The sequence below is a fragment of the Marinobacter similis genome, assembly GCF_000830985.1.
GTDB lineage: Bacteria > Pseudomonadota > Gammaproteobacteria > Pseudomonadales > Oleiphilaceae > Marinobacter > Marinobacter similis.
The window spans coordinates 2,920,019-2,936,173 of the sequence record NZ_CP007151.1; the positions used below are offsets into that span (position 1 = coordinate 2,920,019).

General features: G+C 58.6%; 14 protein-coding genes and 4 pseudogenes. 13 read left to right on the forward strand and 5 right to left on the reverse strand.

The window, feature by feature from the left end; translation table 11 throughout:
• Position 1: 1 nt before the first annotated feature.
• Genes ribBA through AU14_RS13570 form a run of 5 tightly spaced genes read left to right on the forward strand, consistent with a single transcriptional unit; the run spans position 2 to position 3,598 of the window.
• Complete coding sequence (gene ribBA, locus AU14_RS13550) at positions 2 to 1,117, forward strand: bifunctional 3,4-dihydroxy-2-butanone-4-phosphate synthase/GTP cyclohydrolase II (RefSeq protein WP_041341624.1); 1,116 nt, start codon at positions 2 to 4, stop codon at positions 1,115 to 1,117.
• Between the two features lie 47 nt (positions 1,118 to 1,164).
• The gene (gene ribH / locus AU14_RS13555; RefSeq protein WP_041341626.1) at positions 1,165 to 1,641 is read left to right on the forward strand and encodes a 6,7-dimethyl-8-ribityllumazine synthase; all 477 of its coding nucleotides are present in this window, start codon (positions 1,165 to 1,167) and stop codon (positions 1,639 to 1,641) included.
• Positions 1,641 to 2,117, forward strand: coding sequence for a transcription antitermination factor NusB (gene nusB, locus AU14_RS13560; protein ID WP_041341629.1), 477 nt, complete (start codon positions 1,641 to 1,643; stop codon positions 2,115 to 2,117). Before ribH ends, nusB begins: the two co-directional genes overlap by 1 nt.
• Before the next feature lie 3 nt (positions 2,118 to 2,120).
• Positions 2,121 to 3,077: a thiamine-phosphate kinase gene (gene thiL / locus AU14_RS13565; RefSeq protein WP_041341631.1), complete on the forward strand. Its 957-nt coding sequence runs from the start codon at positions 2,121 to 2,123 to the stop codon at positions 3,075 to 3,077.
• Positions 3,074 to 3,598, forward strand: coding sequence for a phosphatidylglycerophosphatase A family protein (locus AU14_RS13570; protein ID WP_041341634.1), 525 nt, complete (start codon positions 3,074 to 3,076; stop codon positions 3,596 to 3,598). The genes thiL and AU14_RS13570 overlap by 4 nt, the downstream gene beginning before the upstream one ends.
• Before the next feature lie 24 nt (positions 3,599 to 3,622).
• On the opposite strand, the gene AU14_RS21840 is transcribed toward AU14_RS13570, so the two are convergent.
• Entirely contained in the window at positions 3,623 to 3,826 is a 204-nt protein-coding gene (locus tag AU14_RS21840) for a DUF6316 family protein (protein ID WP_041341637.1), read from the reverse strand.
• Positions 3,827 to 4,092: 266 nt separating this feature from the next.
• On the opposite strand from AU14_RS21840, the gene AU14_RS13580 reads away from it, so the two are divergent.
• On the forward strand, positions 4,093 to 4,767 hold the full coding sequence (locus tag AU14_RS13580; protein ID WP_052472054.1) for a DUF2057 family protein: 675 nt from the start codon (positions 4,093 to 4,095) through the stop codon (positions 4,765 to 4,767).
• Positions 4,768 to 4,814: 47 nt separating this feature from the next.
• Here the strand turns inward: AU14_RS13580 and AU14_RS13585 are convergent, their stop codons facing one another.
• Positions 4,815 to 6,344, reverse strand: a complete 1,530-nt coding sequence (locus tag AU14_RS13585; protein ID WP_041341640.1) for a WS/DGAT/MGAT family O-acyltransferase — start codon at positions 6,342 to 6,344, stop codon at positions 4,815 to 4,817.
• Positions 6,345 to 6,458: 114 nt separating this feature from the next.
• Positions 6,459 to 7,370 carry a LysR substrate-binding domain-containing protein gene (locus AU14_RS13590; RefSeq protein WP_041341642.1) on the reverse strand — a complete coding sequence of 304 codons (912 nt, stop codon included), beginning with the start codon at positions 7,368 to 7,370 and terminating at the stop codon, positions 6,459 to 6,461.
• A 149-nt stretch (positions 7,371 to 7,519) separates the two neighbouring features.
• On the opposite strand from AU14_RS13590, the pseudogene AU14_RS13595 reads away from it, so the two are divergent.
• Positions 7,520 to 8,505, forward strand: a pseudogene (locus tag AU14_RS13595) (glutathione S-transferase family protein).
• On the opposite strand, the gene ispB reads toward AU14_RS13595, so the two are convergent.
• Entirely contained in the window at positions 8,498 to 9,466 is a 969-nt protein-coding gene (gene ispB / locus AU14_RS13600) for an octaprenyl diphosphate synthase (protein ID WP_041341644.1), read from the reverse strand. The pseudogene AU14_RS13595 and the gene ispB sit on opposite strands and share 8 nt — an antisense overlap.
• Positions 9,467 to 9,720: 254 nt before the next feature.
• Here ispB and rplU point away from each other — a divergent pair, with 254 nt between their 5' ends.
• The 4 genes and pseudogenes from rplU to proB all read left to right on the forward strand — a co-directional run bounded on the left by rplU (position 9,721) and on the right by proB (position 12,805).
• The gene (gene rplU, locus AU14_RS13605) at positions 9,721 to 10,032 is read left to right on the forward strand and encodes a 50S ribosomal protein L21 (protein WP_041341647.1); all 312 of its coding nucleotides are present in this window, start codon (positions 9,721 to 9,723) and stop codon (positions 10,030 to 10,032) included.
• Between the two features lie 36 nt (positions 10,033 to 10,068).
• Complete coding sequence (gene rpmA, locus AU14_RS13610) at positions 10,069 to 10,329, forward strand: 50S ribosomal protein L27 (RefSeq protein ID WP_041341649.1); 261 nt, start codon at positions 10,069 to 10,071, stop codon at positions 10,327 to 10,329.
• 135 nt (positions 10,330 to 10,464) lie between these two features.
• Positions 10,465 to 11,661, forward strand: a complete 1,197-nt coding sequence (cgtA, locus tag AU14_RS13615; RefSeq protein ID WP_041341651.1) for an Obg family GTPase CgtA — start codon at positions 10,465 to 10,467, stop codon at positions 11,659 to 11,661.
• A gap of 21 nt (positions 11,662 to 11,682) precedes the next feature.
• A pseudogene (gene proB / locus AU14_RS13620) lies at positions 11,683 to 12,805 on the forward strand (glutamate 5-kinase).
• A gap of 112 nt (positions 12,806 to 12,917) precedes the next feature.
• On the opposite strand, the gene rpsT reads toward proB, so the two are convergent.
• Positions 12,918 to 13,187, reverse strand: coding sequence for a 30S ribosomal protein S20 (rpsT, locus tag AU14_RS13625; RefSeq protein WP_041341654.1), 270 nt, complete (start codon positions 13,185 to 13,187; stop codon positions 12,918 to 12,920).
• Between the two features lie 269 nt (positions 13,188 to 13,456).
• On the opposite strand from rpsT, the pseudogene murJ reads away from it, so the two are divergent.
• Together murJ and ribF are read left to right on the forward strand one after the other, a co-directional pair.
• Positions 13,457 to 15,036 (forward strand): annotated as a pseudogene (gene murJ, locus AU14_RS13630) (murein biosynthesis integral membrane protein MurJ).
• Positions 15,037 to 15,149: 113 nt separating this feature from the next.
• A pseudogene (gene ribF, locus AU14_RS13635) lies at positions 15,150 to 16,120 on the forward strand (bifunctional riboflavin kinase/FAD synthetase).
• The last annotated feature ends 35 nt before the right edge of the window (positions 16,121 to 16,155 follow it).

Sequence of the window (16,155 nt, forward strand, 5' to 3'; positions counted from 1 at the left end):
TATGGCACTGAACAGCATTGAAGAAATCATCGAAGATATCCGTCAGGGCAAGATGGTCATCCTGATGGATGATGAGGATCGCGAAAACGAAGGCGATCTGGTGATGGCGGCTGAACACTGCTCCGCCGAAGCCATCAATTTCATGGCCCGTTTCGGCCGAGGCCTGATCTGTATGCCTATGACCCGGGATCGCTGTGAACAGCTGGGCCTGCCGCTGATGGTGCATCAGAATGCCTCTGGTTTTGGCACCAAGTTCACGCTGTCGATTGAAGCAAAAGAGGGTGTGACCACCGGTATTTCCGCTGCCGACCGCGCGCGCACAGTTCAGGCCGCAGTGGCCAGGGATGCCAAAGCGTCGGATCTGGTCCAGCCGGGTCACATCTTCCCGCTGATGGCCGATCCCGGTGGCGTACTCAGCCGCGCCGGGCACACCGAGGCGTCCTGCGACCTGGCTGCATTGGCCGGATCGGAGCCGGCGGGCGTGATCTGCGAGATCATGAACGACGATGGCTCCATGGCTCGTCGGGAAGACCTTGAGCGGTTTGCCGAGGAGCACGATCTGAAGATTGGCACCATTGCCGATCTGATCCACTACCGCACCATGAATGAGCGCACCATTGAGTGCGTGGAAGAGAACACGCTGGACACCGAGTACGGCAAGTTCAACCTGCGCACCTACCGTGACAATATCCAGGGTGCCACCCACCTGGCTATGGTCATGGGTGATATCCGCGCTGAAGAGCCGGTGCATGTGCGTGTGCACATTACCGACACCCTGCGCGATCTGCTCGGCGCCCGCCGCAAGGATTCCCGCAGCTGGCCGTTGCACCACGCTCTGGAGAAAGTGGCAGCCGAGGGCCGGGGCGTCGTGGTGTTACTGAACAGTGCTGAGGACAGCTACAACCTGGAAGACCGTATCCACGAGTTCTTTGATGAAGGGCAAGGCTCCGCTGGCAAGGGCAGTTCCGGTGTGTATTTCACCGTGGGTACCGGATCCCAGATTCTGCGGGACATCGGCGTTGGTAAAATGCGCCTGTTGAGTCCGCCGATCAAGTTCTCCGCCATCTCCGGATTCGATCTGGAAGTGGTTGAATACGTTCCCTATACCCCTAATTGATTAACCCGGTCATGACCAACGCGTCGTGACCCGTGAAGGAGCCATGCATGGCAGATATCAAAGTAATTGAAGGTGATTTTACCCAGTGCAGCGGACGGTACGCGCTGGTCGTCGGCCGGTTTAACGGCTTCGTAGTTGAAAGCCTGGTGGACGGCGCAGTAGATACCCTGCGCCGCCACGGCATTTCAGACGATGACATTACCATTATCCGTGTACCGGGCGCGTACGAGATGCCGCTGGCGGTAAAACGCGTTGCCGAGGCCTCCAACTACGACGCAATCATTGCTCTGGGCGCTGTGATTCGTGGTGGTACGCCTCATTTCGAGTATGTCGCCGGTGAAGCCTCCAGTGGTCTGGGCGCAGTCAGCCTGGAAACCGACGTACCGGTTACCTTTGGTGTGCTAACCGTGGATTCTATCGAACAGGCTATCGAACGTTCAGGCACCAAAGCCGGTAACAAGGGCGCGGAAGCCGCCATTACCGCGCTGGAAATGGTCAGCCTGTTCAAGAAGCTGGGTGAGTAATGAGCGCAATTGACGATAACACCCCACAGCCAGCCCCGAGCGGCCAGCCCAAAGCCGGCGATCGTCGCCGCGCCCGGGCCCTGGCTCTGCAGGGACTGTACCAGCGCCACTTCAGCAAGAGCTCGATTTCGGACATTGAGGCCGAGTTCATGGTTGATAACGACATGGCCAAGGTGGATCTGCTGTATTTTCGCGACCTGTTGCGGGGCGTGCACCGGGAGCAGGCCGATCTCGACCAGGTGCTTGAGCCGTACCTGGATCGCCCGCTGCATGAAGTGGATGCCATTGAACTGGCCATCGTTCGCCTCGGCGCCTATGAGTTGAAGCATCGCCTGGACGTGCCGTACAAGGTGGTGATCAACGAAGGCATTGAAATGGCAAAGCGCTTCGGTGGTACGGAAGGCCATAAGTTCGTCAACAGTGTTCTGGACAAGCTCAGCCGTCGCTTGCGTCTGGCAGAGACACGTCCCCGCTAGGGCATGGGCGAGTTTGAGCTGATCCAAAAGCATTTCCTGCCTCTAGCTCGCTCCGGGTCCAACGGTGCACTGGTGCTGGGGCCCGGAGATGACTGTGCGATTCAGCGCATTCCCCCCGGTCGTGATCTGGTGTTCTCCATCGATACCATGGTGGAGGGCATCCACTTTCCCGAATCCTATCCTCCCGAATACCTTGGTTGGCGTGTCCTCGCCGCAGCTGCCAGTGACCTGGCCGCGATGGGCGCTGAGCCGGCCTGCTTTACCCTGGCCCTAACGCTGCCGGAAGCAGACGATCACTGGCTTACAGGCTTTGCTCGTGGACTCGCCGATGCCAGCCAAACGTTTCGGTTGGCGCTGGCAGGTGGCGATACCACTCGCGGGCCATTGTCATTGAGTGTGCAGGTTCATGGAACTGTGGCAGAAGGTCGTGGCTTGAAACGTTCCGGAACCCGAGCAGGGGATTTGATTTGCGTGTCTGGCACATTGGGCGACGCGGGCGCGGCTCTGGACTACCTTCAGGAAGCGCAACCCACCGATGACATGGCTCAGCTGCTTGAGCGTTACCATCATCCGCACCCGCGCCTGGAACTCGGTGAGTCGTTAATCGGGCTAGCAACTTCAGCCATTGATATATCCGATGGTTTGATGGCCGATCTGGGGCACATTCTGGAAGCCTCGAAGGCTGGTGCCACCATCGATCCGGCCTTGATCCCGCTGTCGCCTGCGCTCTCCAGGCTGAAGGGTGCACACGCGGTAGACTACGCTTTAAATGCCGGAGACGATTACGAACTCTGCGTTACCATTCCCGAGGCGCTCTGGCAGGGCGCTTCGGACGTAATTCGCGATCAGATGACTGTTATCGGCACCGTGAATCGGGATGCCGGGCTGCACATCAAGGATAGCCCCAGCCTGTCCGACAGACCGGGTGCAGGTTTCGACCATTTCAGGAGCAAGGCATGAGTCAGGACGATTTTCCCGAACCGGATTTGCCGCAGGCGTTGTTGCCGCCGGGCTTTTTGAAGAATCCGGTGCACCTCCTGGCGTTTGGTTTTGGTAGTGGGGCGGCGGCGAGGGCGCCCGGAACCTGGGGCAGTCTGGCTGCTATTCCCTTGTGGTACACCTTCGCGTGGCTGCCGGGGCCGGTTTACTGGGGTATTGTTCTGGTGGCCTTTCTGGTGGGTATCTGGCTGTGCGGCAAAACTGCGCGGGACCTGAAGGTTCATGATCACGGTGGCATAGTCTGGGACGAGTTCGTGGGCATGTGGATCGCCCTGGGCCTGTTCCCGGAGCAGATAGTCGGGGTTTTACTGGCATTTACCCTGTTCAGGCTGTTTGATGTCCTGAAGCCATGGCCGATTAACTGGCTGGACGATCGTCTGCCGGGAGGGCTGGGGATCATGGTGGATGACGTGGTGGCAGGGTTGATGGCGATGCTGTCCATGCTCGCCATTGATCGATGGTTGTTGCCGTTCATTGCTTGAGCCGGCGTTTGCCTGATGGGCCGATCAGTGCAGCTGTTGCTCCTCTGGTAGCAGTCTTACGACGTGCAGAAATCGGCGCAGCCCGGTTTCGGCACGCTCCCTGGATGCGAAAGGTCCACTGTCAAACCCTTCCCGAGTGGTGAAGTACCATTTGCTGCCGACGCAGAAGAACCGGCTACTTCTAAAGGGAACGGGCCCGGCTTCTCCCGATCTGATTTGGGTATCCATAACGTCTCCTGTGCCCGCTGCCGACCGACCTGCATCGTTCGCAGCGTTTCTTTGGCCAATCTGTATAAAATTAATCCAATTCCGCCGGAATTCAACACTTTTTTACAATTCCACGGTGTCGGTGGCTATTAGGATCGGCAAAATCGCGGCCGGTTCCGGCGCGGTTGATTAGGCGAGATGGCTTGCCCTGGCTGGGCGCACTCGTCAAAATGCCATCAATCGGGTGCTAACCTCAGGGCCTTTACCGTTCACTTCAAGGAGATTTCATGGGTATTACGCAAGCTTCATCGTCTCAGCCGACGCTTGGTCGTTCAATCAGGCGGGTTTCGCGTTCACTGGTGGCGAGTGTTCTGGTGGTCGCGCTGGCCGGCTGTTCATCCTCTATGACGCGGGTAGAGACCTGGGAAGGGGAGCCGGAAGAAGCAAGCCAGGCTTCTACGTTGAAAGCCCCCGGCGACATTAAAGTTACCCAGGTAAACGACCGCAATATGAGCAGCTTCCTGATGGACGATCTGGCGCTGGACTACGCCCTATTGCCCGGTGAGAACGAAGTGGTGTTCACTCATAAGACTATCTGGGCCAAGTCCGGTGTGGTTGAGAATGGCGAATCAAAGGTGCACGTGTACCTGAGTGAACCTCAAGTTGTCCGTTTCAACGCCAAGCAGGACGAAGTGTATCGCTTTAGTTTTCCTGAGCCGGAATCCCGCGCCGAGGCCGAGCAAATGGCGGAGACGTTCATGGCCACAGTCGTCAACGAAGACGGTCAGGCGGTAGCGACCTCTCAGGTCTGGGCGCCTGAGCCAACCTCTGACCGCACGCCTATCCCTGCAAGCCGTGCGGTCGATTCAGCCGATGAGAATGCGCTAGAGAGACTCAAGGCGGTTTGGGCAACAGCCACCGAAGACGAGAAGAAAGCTTTCCTGCGCTGGGCCTTTGAATAACGGCCATAGCAAGACGCCGGCCTGCCCTTGGGTGGGTCGGTAGTCCTTTAGGTGCGAAATCGGTGCAGCGCTTTTTTCAAAACCCCTTCCAGCGCGGTCAGCACATCGTCAGTCAAGGTTTGGTGTGACGACGCATAGCCTTCCTCCGAGTCTTCCTCCGGTTCTAGTGAGTTCGCTGCAGTCTCGATAGCGTCCAGGCTTTCCTCAACATAGCCGGCCAGGGAGGCACCATCGGCGACCACATCGGGGCACAAGGTAAAGTTCAATGTGAGACTGCCCTGGTAGCTGACCGCGACGATCACCAGTCCCATGCTGTCGAACAGTGGTGCGGTGTTGTATTGCTGGACCAGTCTTGCGCCCTGCAGGTACAGCGGAACCTGGGGGCCCGGAACATTGGTGATCGGGAGATTGAATGCCGGCTGGTAGCGTTGCGCAATCTGCAGTTCCGAGTACAGCCGGGCAGACAATGCCAGCATGGTCGAGGGCAGTAGTTCGGTCAGTCGATCGGCGGCAATGGCTTCCCGGTAGGGTTCCGAGGCGACCGCATTCCAGTGAATGCGGCGTATCCGCAAGGCCGGGTCCGGCTCACAGGTGGACAAATCCAGCAGCATCGCCGACATCTGGTTGCCGGTAGCCCTGCGCAGGCTGTTGGAGCGCACCGAAATGGGGGTCATGGCGATTAGCGATTTCCGGGTGTCGGCCTTGTGATCAACGCTGTACCGGCGAAGGGTTTCGGCACACAGCCCCAAAACCACATCATTGAGCGTGACGTCCCCCAGTGTGGCTTTGATCGCCTTGAGCCGCGCCAGGTCGACATTGGCAGAGACGATTTGCCGATTGGCCGTGATTTGCCGGTTAAACGGGCTGTGCGGCGCGGAGAACAGCGGAAAGGGCATGGGCAGCTTGCGCAATTGCTTCTGGATCAGGCCTCGTGCGGTGGCCTGGGCGGCATTGACCGCCAGGGCGGTAAATTGCACTGGTGTTCTCAGGATGTTGGCGCCGGCCTGGAGCATAACGCGTTCTTCCGACGGCGCAGGGCGCGGTTGCCAGGGACGCGGAGCATGGATCGGACGCGGTTCTGGGGTGTATTCCAGCAGATTACTCAGGATGTCCTCGCCGCTAAACGCGTCGATGGCCGCATGGTGCAGCCGCACAATGAGGGCAAAGCCATGACTGTCGGGATCATCATCGTTCAGCCGGAAGCCGTCCACAAAGGTGATGTGCCATAGTGGTCGGTCCCGTTTCAGCGGCTCTTCCAGGATCTTCGACGCCAGAGTCTCCAAAGTATCCCTTCGGCCATGTTCCCCTAGGCTGACGTAGGCCAGGTGGCGCTCGATGCTGAAATCGGGATCGTCAATCCAGTAGGGACGGCCCAGGCGAATGGGGATCTCCTTCAAACGCTGGCGAAAGACCGGGACCACATGCAGACGGCTTCGGAGGTAAGCGACAAAAGTGCTGAACGCCAGGGGCGTTTTCTGCTCGCTGGCGTCGAACAGATAGATGCCCCCAATGTGCATGGGCGTGGTTTCTGATTCCAGGTACAGGAACGAGGCATCCAGTTCCGACAACTGCCGCATCAATAAACTCCCTTGGCGCTAAAGTTCGCTCAGTATACGCGAACAGCGGGTTTGTCCCGTTGGCTCTGCCGCCAAAAACCTGGCTCTACCACGGCCACGTTATCGTGCACCGGTTCAGTTGGCGAGCCATTCCTTGATAGAAGCATCGGTGGTTAGCCGATCCCAGAACCACATCAGCGCCTTGCCCTGATCGTCCGCATGCCGGGCTACATGCAGCATGATTGGGGGCCTGGGCTCGTGCACCTCCTTGGTGATGAGGCTTCCTCGCTTGAGTTGCTCACGAATCCGGGGTAGTGGCAGCCATCCGACCCCAAGGCCGGATTCCTGGACAGCGATCTTCTGGTCGATGTTGGCAACCGTGAGTGTGCGTTGGCGCCGGAAAATGCCGGCATGACCGGGTGGGAGCGAGCGCGAGGTATCGGCTGCCACCGCCGCCGGGTATTCGGTGATATCGTCCTCAGTCAGGGCCTCGCTGGTTTTCGCCAACGGATGGTCAGGGGCGACTGCAAACACGAAGGGTATGGTGCCCAGGGCTTGGGTGGTGAAATTGCCAGCGGGTTTGCTGGATTGGTCGGCGCCGAGAATCAGGTCAACGCGGCGGTCCTGCAGGGCATCCCAGGAGCCAGCAAATACCTCTTCGACAATCTGCACATCAACCGGCACGCCCAGCGCGTAGAATTCCCGAACCGCCGGAAACAGGCACGTTGCCGGCAGCAGCGAGTTGAAGCCGATACGCAGGCGCGTTTCCCAGCCTTGAGCGACCTGTTTGGTGGTATGGGCAAGATTCTCCGCCGCCTCCAGAAGCGTGCGGCCTTCGTCGAGCAGGTAACGGCCAGCCGGTGTTAGGCTGGCACGGTGCCCGCTGCGGTCGAAAATGGCAACGTTGAGGTCTTCTTCCAGCTTTTGCACGGTGTAGCTGATGGCCGAGGGCACCCGGAACAGTTCATTGGCGGCGCCGGCAAAACTGCCTTTGCGGTCAATGGCGTCGAGAACTTTAAGGGCGTCGATGGTGATGGCTGTGTGCATGTTCGAAATATCTGAAGTTGTTGGCCAGAAATGCTTGTTTGAGAGGGTAGCAGGGTACTCGTTATTCTTCCCGTTAAATGTGGATGACCCCGTTGGCAATAAATTGTAGACGGACGGTCACGATCAGAAATTTTAACGGGAGTGTATAGATGGGTCTTCTTGTGGACGGCAAATGGCACGACAGGTGGTACGACACCGATAAGACTGGAGGCAAATTCGAGCGGGAAGCCGCGCGCTTCCGTAACTGGGTCACTGCAGACGGAGCACCGGGGCCTCAGGGTGAGGGTGGCTTTCAGGCCGAGTCCGGTCGTTACCATCTGTATGTCTCCATGGCCTGTCCCTGGGCGCACCGGACCCTGATTTTTCGCAAGCTCAAGGGGCTGGAGCCGCACATTGCCGTGTCTGTCGTCCATCCTGATATGGTGGAGAACGGTTGGGAGTTCCGACCCGATGATGAGAAGCACCGGGATCACCTGTACAACAGTCAGTTTATGCATCAGCTCTACACCCGGGCTGCACCCACCTATTCTGGCCGGGTGACGGTGCCGGTGCTTTGGGATACCCACCAGCAGACCATTGTCAGTAATGAGTCGGCGGACATCATCAGAATGCTGAATTCTGCTTTCGACGGCTGGATGGGGTCAAAGCGGAGCTGGATTTTTACCCGGCTGAGCTTCATTCAGACATTGAAGCCGTCAATGAGCGGGTTTATCACACCGTTAATAATGGGGTGTACAAGGCAGGCTTTGCGACGGCGCAGGATAAATACGAAGAGGCTTATGCTGATCTGTTCCAGTCGCTGGATTGGCTGGAGGACCGGTTGTCGACCCAGCGCTATCTGGTAGGTCATCAACTGACTGAGGCCGACTGGCGTTTGTTCACGACCTTGATCCGGTTTGACACGGTTTACTTCAGTCACTTCAAATGCAATCGCCAGCGGATTGCCGATTTCCCGGCCTTGTCAGCTTACGTGCGGGATCTGTATCAGGTGCCCGGTGTGGCTGAGACCGTGGATCTGGAGCAGATTAAGCGTCATTACTACGTTAGCCAGTGCACCATTAACCCGACTCAGGTAGTTCCGGTCGGGCCCCAGGTTGAGCTGGACGCTCCCCATGGCCGGGAAGCGCTTAGCTAACCCGGGCCACGGCTACTTCAGTAAGTAGGGTGAGTGCGGTCTTGTGGCTGGAGTCGGCAAGTCCGGACAGGCATTCGGCGGCCTGCGCTGCTTCAGCCCGGGCTCGCGCCATAGTGTATTCCAGGGCGCCAGAGCTCTCGACAATGGCAACAATCTGGGACAGGTCGTCCAGACCACCTTTGCGGATGGCCTGACGGATGAGCTGTCGCTCTTCGTCACTGCCATTGGCCATGGCGTGAATCAGTGGCAGCGTGGCCTTGCCTTCTGCCAGGTCGTCGCCAACGTTCTTGCCCATGGTTTCAGCATCGCCGCGGTAATCCAAAACGTCGTCTACCAGCTGGAACGCCAGGCCCAGGTGTTTACCGTAGTCCTGAAGCGCCTTCTCCTGCTGTTGGCTGGCGCCGGCCAGCAGGGCGCCGGAGTGGGACGCGGCTTCAAACAGCATGGCGGTCTTGTTGTGAATGACCTTCATGTACTGCTCTTCGGTGAGATCCGGGTTTTTGACGTTCATTAGCTGCATCACTTCGCCCTCGGCAATGACCGCGGTGGCGTGTGAGAGTACGTTCATGATTGGCAGGCTTTCCAGCTCCACCATCATCTCGAACGCCCGTGCGTAGAGGAAATCCCCTACCAGAACGCTGGGTGCGTTGCCCCAGCGGGCATTGGCGGTGCTCCGGCCCCGGCGCATGTCCGAGGTATCGACCACGTCGTCATGGAGCAGGGTGGCGGTGTGCAGGAACTCGATCACCGCGGCCAGTTTCAGGTGATTACTGCCGCTGTAGCCGGCGGCCTGGCTGGAAAGCAGCACCAGCAGGGGCCGCAGGCGCTTGCCTCCGCTCTCAATAATGTATTGGGCAATCTTTTCCACCAAGGGAACGTCTGATGACAGCCGCTGGATGATCAGGTCGTTGACGCGGCTGAAGTCGTCGGCCACGGTGTCGTAAATGCGCTGGGCTGTCATGCGGCTTGTTGATCCCTTGTTTCTATTGGATGGCTACTGTTTGATGAAAGCGGCCAGTGATATTTCGGGCAGGTCGCGGCAATGCTAGGTATTGCTGCCTACAGTGTCAACTTGGCTTGTATTGCGCGGCACCTTTTCGTACAATCACGCGCCCAACTCATCCCAACCTGCGCTCCCTGCTATAGGGTTGCCAAAGAGCTTCCCTTAGAACCAGGTGGATAAGAGCAGGGATGGGTCAATCGCGGAGAAGGTTAATGTACGCAGTTATTGTTAGCGGTGGTAAACAGCACCGTGTAAAAGAAGGCGAAACACTGAAGCTGGAAAAGCTGGAAGTTGAAACTGGTGGCAACGTTGAGTTCGATCGCGTTCTGCTGGTTTCCGACGGCGACAAGGTTCAGGTAGGTGCGCCGGTTGTAGATGGCGCCAAAGTGACTGCGGAAGTGGTCAGCCACGGTCGTCACGACAAGGTTCAGATCATCAAGTTCCGTCGTCGGAAGCATTCCATGAAGCGTCAGGGCCACCGTCAGTGGTTTACTGAAGTCAAGATCACGGGTATCAAGGGCTGAGGCTCTCGAATTACCCCTTAGAGAAGGAGGCTGGTAATGGCTCACAAAAAAGCAGCAGGTAGTACCCGTAACGGTCGCGATTCCGAGTCGAAACGACTTGGTGTGAAGCGTTATGGCGGCGAAAATGTATCTGCAGGCAGCATCATCGTTCGTCAGCGCGGAACCCGTTTCCACGCTGGTAACAATGTAGGCATTGGCAAGGACCACACCCTATTCGCGAAAGCGGAAGGTCAGGTGAAGTTCGAGGTCAAAGGCCCGCAGAGCCGTAAGTTCGTGAGCATCGTTCCTGCTGCGTAAGCAGCGGCGATCCGGTTCTGTCGAACCTTAGGTGGCCCTGATATCATCAGATATCAGAGTTGCCAGGAGCCCCGCAAAGCTTCCTAGAGGCTGCGGGGCTTTTTAGTTTATGCGCGAAGCGCAAAGGGTTTATCAATGAAATTCGTAGACGAAGCCACCATCATCGTTGAAGCTGGAAAAGGCGGACATGGTTGCCTCAGTTTTCGGCGCGAGAAATACGTGCCAAAGGGCGGTCCCGACGGCGGCGACGGTGGTGACGGTGGCTCCGTGTATCTGGAAGCGGAAAGTGCGTTGAATACGCTGATCGACTATCGGTTCCAGCGTAAGCACAAGGCTCAGAATGGCCAGCCTGGTTCGGGTCGTAATTGCACAGGCAACAAGGGCGAAGACCTGGTGTTGCCGGTGCCGGTGGGAACCACCGTGGTGGATATGGATACCCATGAGGTGTTGGGTGATCTGACCCGCGCCGGCGAGCGTTTGAAAGTGGCTCAGGCCGGCTTTCATGGCCTTGGCAATACTCGTTTCAAGTCCTCGGTGAACCGGGCGCCCCGACAGACCACCAAGGGTTCCGAGGGTGAGCTGCGAAATCTCCGTCTTGAGCTGAAAGTGCTGGCGGACGTTGGTCTTCTCGGTATGCCCAATGCAGGCAAGTCCACGTTTATCCGTTCGGTCTCGGCGGCGCGGCCGAAAGTGGCCGACTATCCGTTTACCACGCTGGTACCCAATCTTGGTGTGGTCAGTGTGCAGGCGCATCAGAGTTTTGTGATCGCCGATATTCCCGGCTTGATTGAAGGTGCGGCGGAGGGTGCTGGCCTTGGCATCCGTTTCCTCAAGCACCTGGTTCGCACCCGTTTGCTCTTGCATCTGGTGGATGTGGCTCCCTATGACGGCTCCTCACCGGTCGACGCGGTGCGTGCGATCGAGCATGAGTTGGAGAAGTTCAGTGAAACTCTGGCTGAGCGTGAGCGCTGGCTGGTGCTGAACAAGGTGGATATGGTCGCCGAGGAAGATCGCGATGCCCACTGTCAGGCTATCGTCGACGAGCTGGGCTGGAAGGGGCCGGTGTTCTGGATCTCCGCGCTCAGTGGTGAAGGTACCAAGCCGTTGATCCAGGCCGTGATGCGCTGGATTGAGCAGCAGGCCGAGGAAGAAACTCAGAATCCTGAGGTGGCCGAGCGCGAAGCTGCTCGCCAGCGCCGGATGGACGAGGAGGCCCGTGTTCGGATCGAAGCGGAGCGCCAGGCGCGTCGTGCGGCCCGTCAGGACGACGACGATGACGACGACTTCGATGACGATGATTACGACGTCGAAGTGGTCTACGCCCCCGAGTAAACGAAGAGAGTCGCACGGATCATGAGTGAGCGCACCCATCTGCGTCGGGCCAAGCGCCTGGTCATCAAAATCGGCAGTGCCTGCTGACCAACGACGGTAAAGGCCTGGATGTGGCCTCGTTGGGCCTGTGGGTCGATCAGATTGCCGGTTTGATTGAAGAGGGTGTGGAAGTCGTGATCGTGTCCTCCGGTTCCGTGGCCGAGGGCATGAGCCGGCTGGGTTGGAAAGCGCGGCCGCAGCACCTGCATGAGCTCCAGGCTGCCGCCGCGGTGGGGCAGATGGGCTGGTGCAAACCTGGGAAGCTCAGTTCCGGCGCCATGGTTTGCATGCTGCACAGATTTTGCTGACCCACGATGACCTCTCGGATCGCAAGCGCTACCTGAACGGTCGCGGCACCTTGCGAGCGCTTCTGGACCTTGGCGTGGTGCCAATCGTGAATGAAAACGACACGGTGGTCACCGACGAGATCCGGTTTGGCGACAACGATACCCTCGGTGCCCTGGTTGCCAACCTGATTGAGGCCGACGGCCTGATTATCCTGACCGATCAGCTAGGCTTGTTCGATAAAGACCCGCGCAAGCACGCTGATGCCTCGCTGGTAGCCGAGAGCAAGGCCGGTGATCCGGCGCTTGATGCCATGGCTGGCGGTGGCGCCGGTGCGCTCGGGCGCGGTGGTATGCTGACAAAGGTTCGTGCTGCCCGACTGGCGGCCCGCTCCGGTGCCTTTACGGTTATCGTTGGTGGGCGGATCGAAGGTGTGATTACCCGTCTGCGTCAGGGGGACGTGGTAGGCACGCTGCTGCTGCCAGAGCAGGGAAGGGTCGCTGCGCGCAAGCAGTGGCTGGCGAGTCATCTGCAAACTCGCGGCAAGCTGAGTCTGGACGATGGTGCGGTCAAGGTTGTCTGTCTGGGTGGTCGAAGTCTGCTGCCGGTTGGGGTCAGGGAGGTTGTTGGTCAGTTTCGTCGGGGCGAGATGGTGTCTTGCGTCGATTCGTCGGGCAAAGAGGTTGCCCGTGGCCTGGTCAATTACGATGCGGATGAGGCCAGGGCGATCGCCGGGCGCTCCAGTGATCGGATTGCCGAGGTGTTGGGGTATGTTTCAGGTGACGAGATGATTCATCGGGATAATCTGGTTCTCGTGTAGATCCGAAGTGTAGATATAAAAAGTGTAGATATAAAAAGTGTAGATATAAAAAGTGCAGACACAAAAAAACCGGCCAGTTGGCCGGTTTTTTTGTTTCTGAAGAGAATGCCGCTTACGCGCTCTTCAGAGACTTGATCTTGGCGCTCAGGCGGCTCTTATGACGAGCGACTTTGCTTTTAGCAAAGATGCCTTTGTTGACCATGCTGTCCAGAATCGGCTGGGCCTGCTTGAAAGCAGCCTGTGCTTCTTCGTAGTTGCCGGACTCAATCTTGGTCTGGATTTTTTTCATGTAAGTACGAGCCATAGAACGCAGGCTTGCGTTGTGCTTGCGGTTCTTCTCGTTCTGACGTGCGCGCTTTTTGGCTTGCGGGGTATTTGCCACCGTAAAACTCCTGAAAATCTAAAATTCGTTGCTGAATGATTCGTTACATCGCGGGCGCGCCAAAACCAGCGCGTCGAAATAAATGACGCGGAACTATGCCGCTGAAACCCTGAAATGTCAAGACCATTGGTCATTTCATCACCCGGTCATCCCCCGGCACGAGAGGCCTGTGCTAAACTCGCGGCTCATTGGGTGAGGGTGTCCGGGCTGAGCTAGTAGTTTCCGAGACGCCTTGCCGTATCGCCGTCTAACGCCAGATCAGTACCTGCATGTCATCGGAACCCGAAACCAAGACCGAGCAAAAAAGCCTGCCAAAGGCCCCGGGACTGTTACGTTCCTCCGGGCTTGTTGGTGCCATGACCATGCTGTCCCGGGTGCTGGGCCTGGTTCGGGACATGGTCATAGCCCGTTATTTCGGTGCGGGCGCCGGTGCCGACGCTTTCTTTGTGGCGTTCAAGATCCCCAATTTCCTCCGCCGCCTGTTTGCTGAAGGTGCCTTTTCCCAGGCATTTGTGCCGGTGCTGTCCTCCTACCGCGAGCATCAGCCGGTGTCGGAGGTCAAGCGACTGGTTGACGCGGTGGCGGGTTCGCTGGGGCTGATTCTGTTGGCGGTCACCCTCGTGGCCATGCTGGGCGCTCCGGTGCTGACCGCGGTCTTTGCGCCCGGTTTCCTGGAGGAAGAGGTCAAGTTCGCCCTGGCCAGCGACATGCTGCGCATCACCTTTCCGTATCTGCTGCTGATCTCATTGACGGCGTTTGCCGGGGGCATACTGAACAGCTACGACCGGTTTGCCGTGCCCGCCTTTACCCCGGTTTTGCTCAATCTGGCGATGATTGGCGCCGCCATTTACCTGACGCCGCTAATGGCCGAGCCGGTTATGGCGCTGGCCTGGGGTGTGTTCATCGCCGGTGCCCTGCAGCTTTTCTTTCAGCTGCCGTTCCTGATGCGCCTGGGTCTGTTGCCGCGTCCCCGGGTTGATTACCGGCACGAGGGGGTTGGCCGTATTCTCCGTTTGATGGCGCCGGCGCTGTTCGGGGTATCGGTGAGTCAGATCAACCTGCTGCTGGATACCGTGCTGGCATCGTTTCTCCAGACCGGCAGTGTGTCCTGGCTGTACTACTCGGACCGCCTGTCGGAGCTGCCTCTGGGCGTGTTCGGCATCGCCATTGCCACCGTCATCCTGCCCAGCCTGTCCCGTAAACACGCGGCGGAGTCCGCGGATCAGTTTGCGGCCACCCTCGACTGGGCCGTGCGTGCCGTCCTGCTGATCGGTCTGCCGGCTGCGGTAGCGCTGGCACTGTTGGCGGAGCCCCTCATTGCAACCCTGTTCCATTACGGCGAAGTGACTGATCGCGACGTGTTGATGTCGGCCCAGAGTCTGCGTGCCTATTCCGCCGGCCTGCTTGCGTTCATGCTGATCAAGGTTCTGGCGCCGGGGTTCTTTGCCCGGCAGGACACCAAAACACCGGTCAAGATCGGCGTGATCGCCATGGTTGCCAATATGGCCTTCAATCTCATGCTGGTCATCCCGCTGGCCCATGCCGGCCTTGCGCTGGCGACCTCCCTGTCGGCCTGGCTCAATGGCTATCTTCTCTGGCGCGGGTTGCGCAATCAGGGTGCCTGGCGCAGCAGCCCGGGTGGGGGCGTTTCCTGCTCCAGATTGTCAGTGCGAACCTGGCGCTCGCGGCGAGCATTTTCTGGCTCAAGGCGCCCGTAAGCGAGTGGCTGGCGGCCGGTGGCTTCCAGCGAGCTTCTGATATGGCGGTGCTGGTGGGCGTTGGTGTTGCGGTTTACTTCCTGGTGCTGGCGCTGACCGGGGTGAGGGTAAGACATTTCCGCCAGAGGTAAGGTATAATCGCGCGTTTTCTCACCAGTGATCCCCGGTCCGGCAAAACCACGCGTGTTTGCCCTGGATGATGCGGGGAGCTGAAAGCCAGCTGGTAATTGAAGGTTCGCATTGCATGCGTCTGATCCGAGGCCTGACCAACCTGACTCTGCTGTCCCGGCGGAGGATTCTCCTCTTGCTGGTGGCTGTGTCGCGACCATTGGAAATTTCGACGGGGTGCACATCGGGCACCGGACCATCCTGGAACAGGTCAAAGAGAAAGCGGCCAGCCTGGGTCTGCCGTCGGTGGTCATGGTTTTTGAGCCTCAGCCGAGAGAGTTTTTTCAGGGCAAGGAGGCGCCTCCAAGACTGATGTCGTTCCGGCAGAAATTTGAGGCCCTGACAGCGGCGGGTATTGATTACGTGCTGTGCCTGCATTTCAACAGCCGATTCCGCCGTTTGACCAGCCAGGAATTCATTGACGCCGTTCTGGTCAATGGCCTGGGCGTGCGCCATCTGGTGGTGGGCGATGACTTCCGCTTCGGCTGTGACCGCACCGGTGATTTCATGCTGCTGCGGGAGGCCGGCGAGAGCCAGGGGTTTACGGTGGAGAATACCCTCACGGTGACCATTGACGGGGAGCGGGTGAGCAGTACACGGATTCGCGACCGGCTGGGCCTGAACCGACTGGCCGAAGCGGAAGCGCTTCTGGGCCATGCCTACCGGATCACCGGTCGCGTGGTATACGGGCGTCAACTGGGACGCGAAATCGGGGCGCCAACAGCCAATATTCTGCTCAAGCGCATGGCACCCCTGAAGGGCGTTTACGTCGTCAGCACGACGCTTGATGACGGTTCGACCTACGATGGCGTTGCCAATATCGGCCTGAGGCCAACGGTGGATGGCAAACAGCCGGCGCTGGAAGTGCACCTGTTTGACTTTGCTGGCACACTCTACGGTCGCCAAATCGACGTTGTGTTTCGTGAGGCCCTGCGCGAGGAGATCAAATTCGGCTCCGTGGACGCGCTTAAAGAGCAGATCGCCAACGACTTTGAGGATGCCCGGGAATGGCTGTCCAGGAACGGATCCTGTCGTACCGCGCATTGAAAACCGGTGGCTTCGGCCCACACATTAGTGATTAC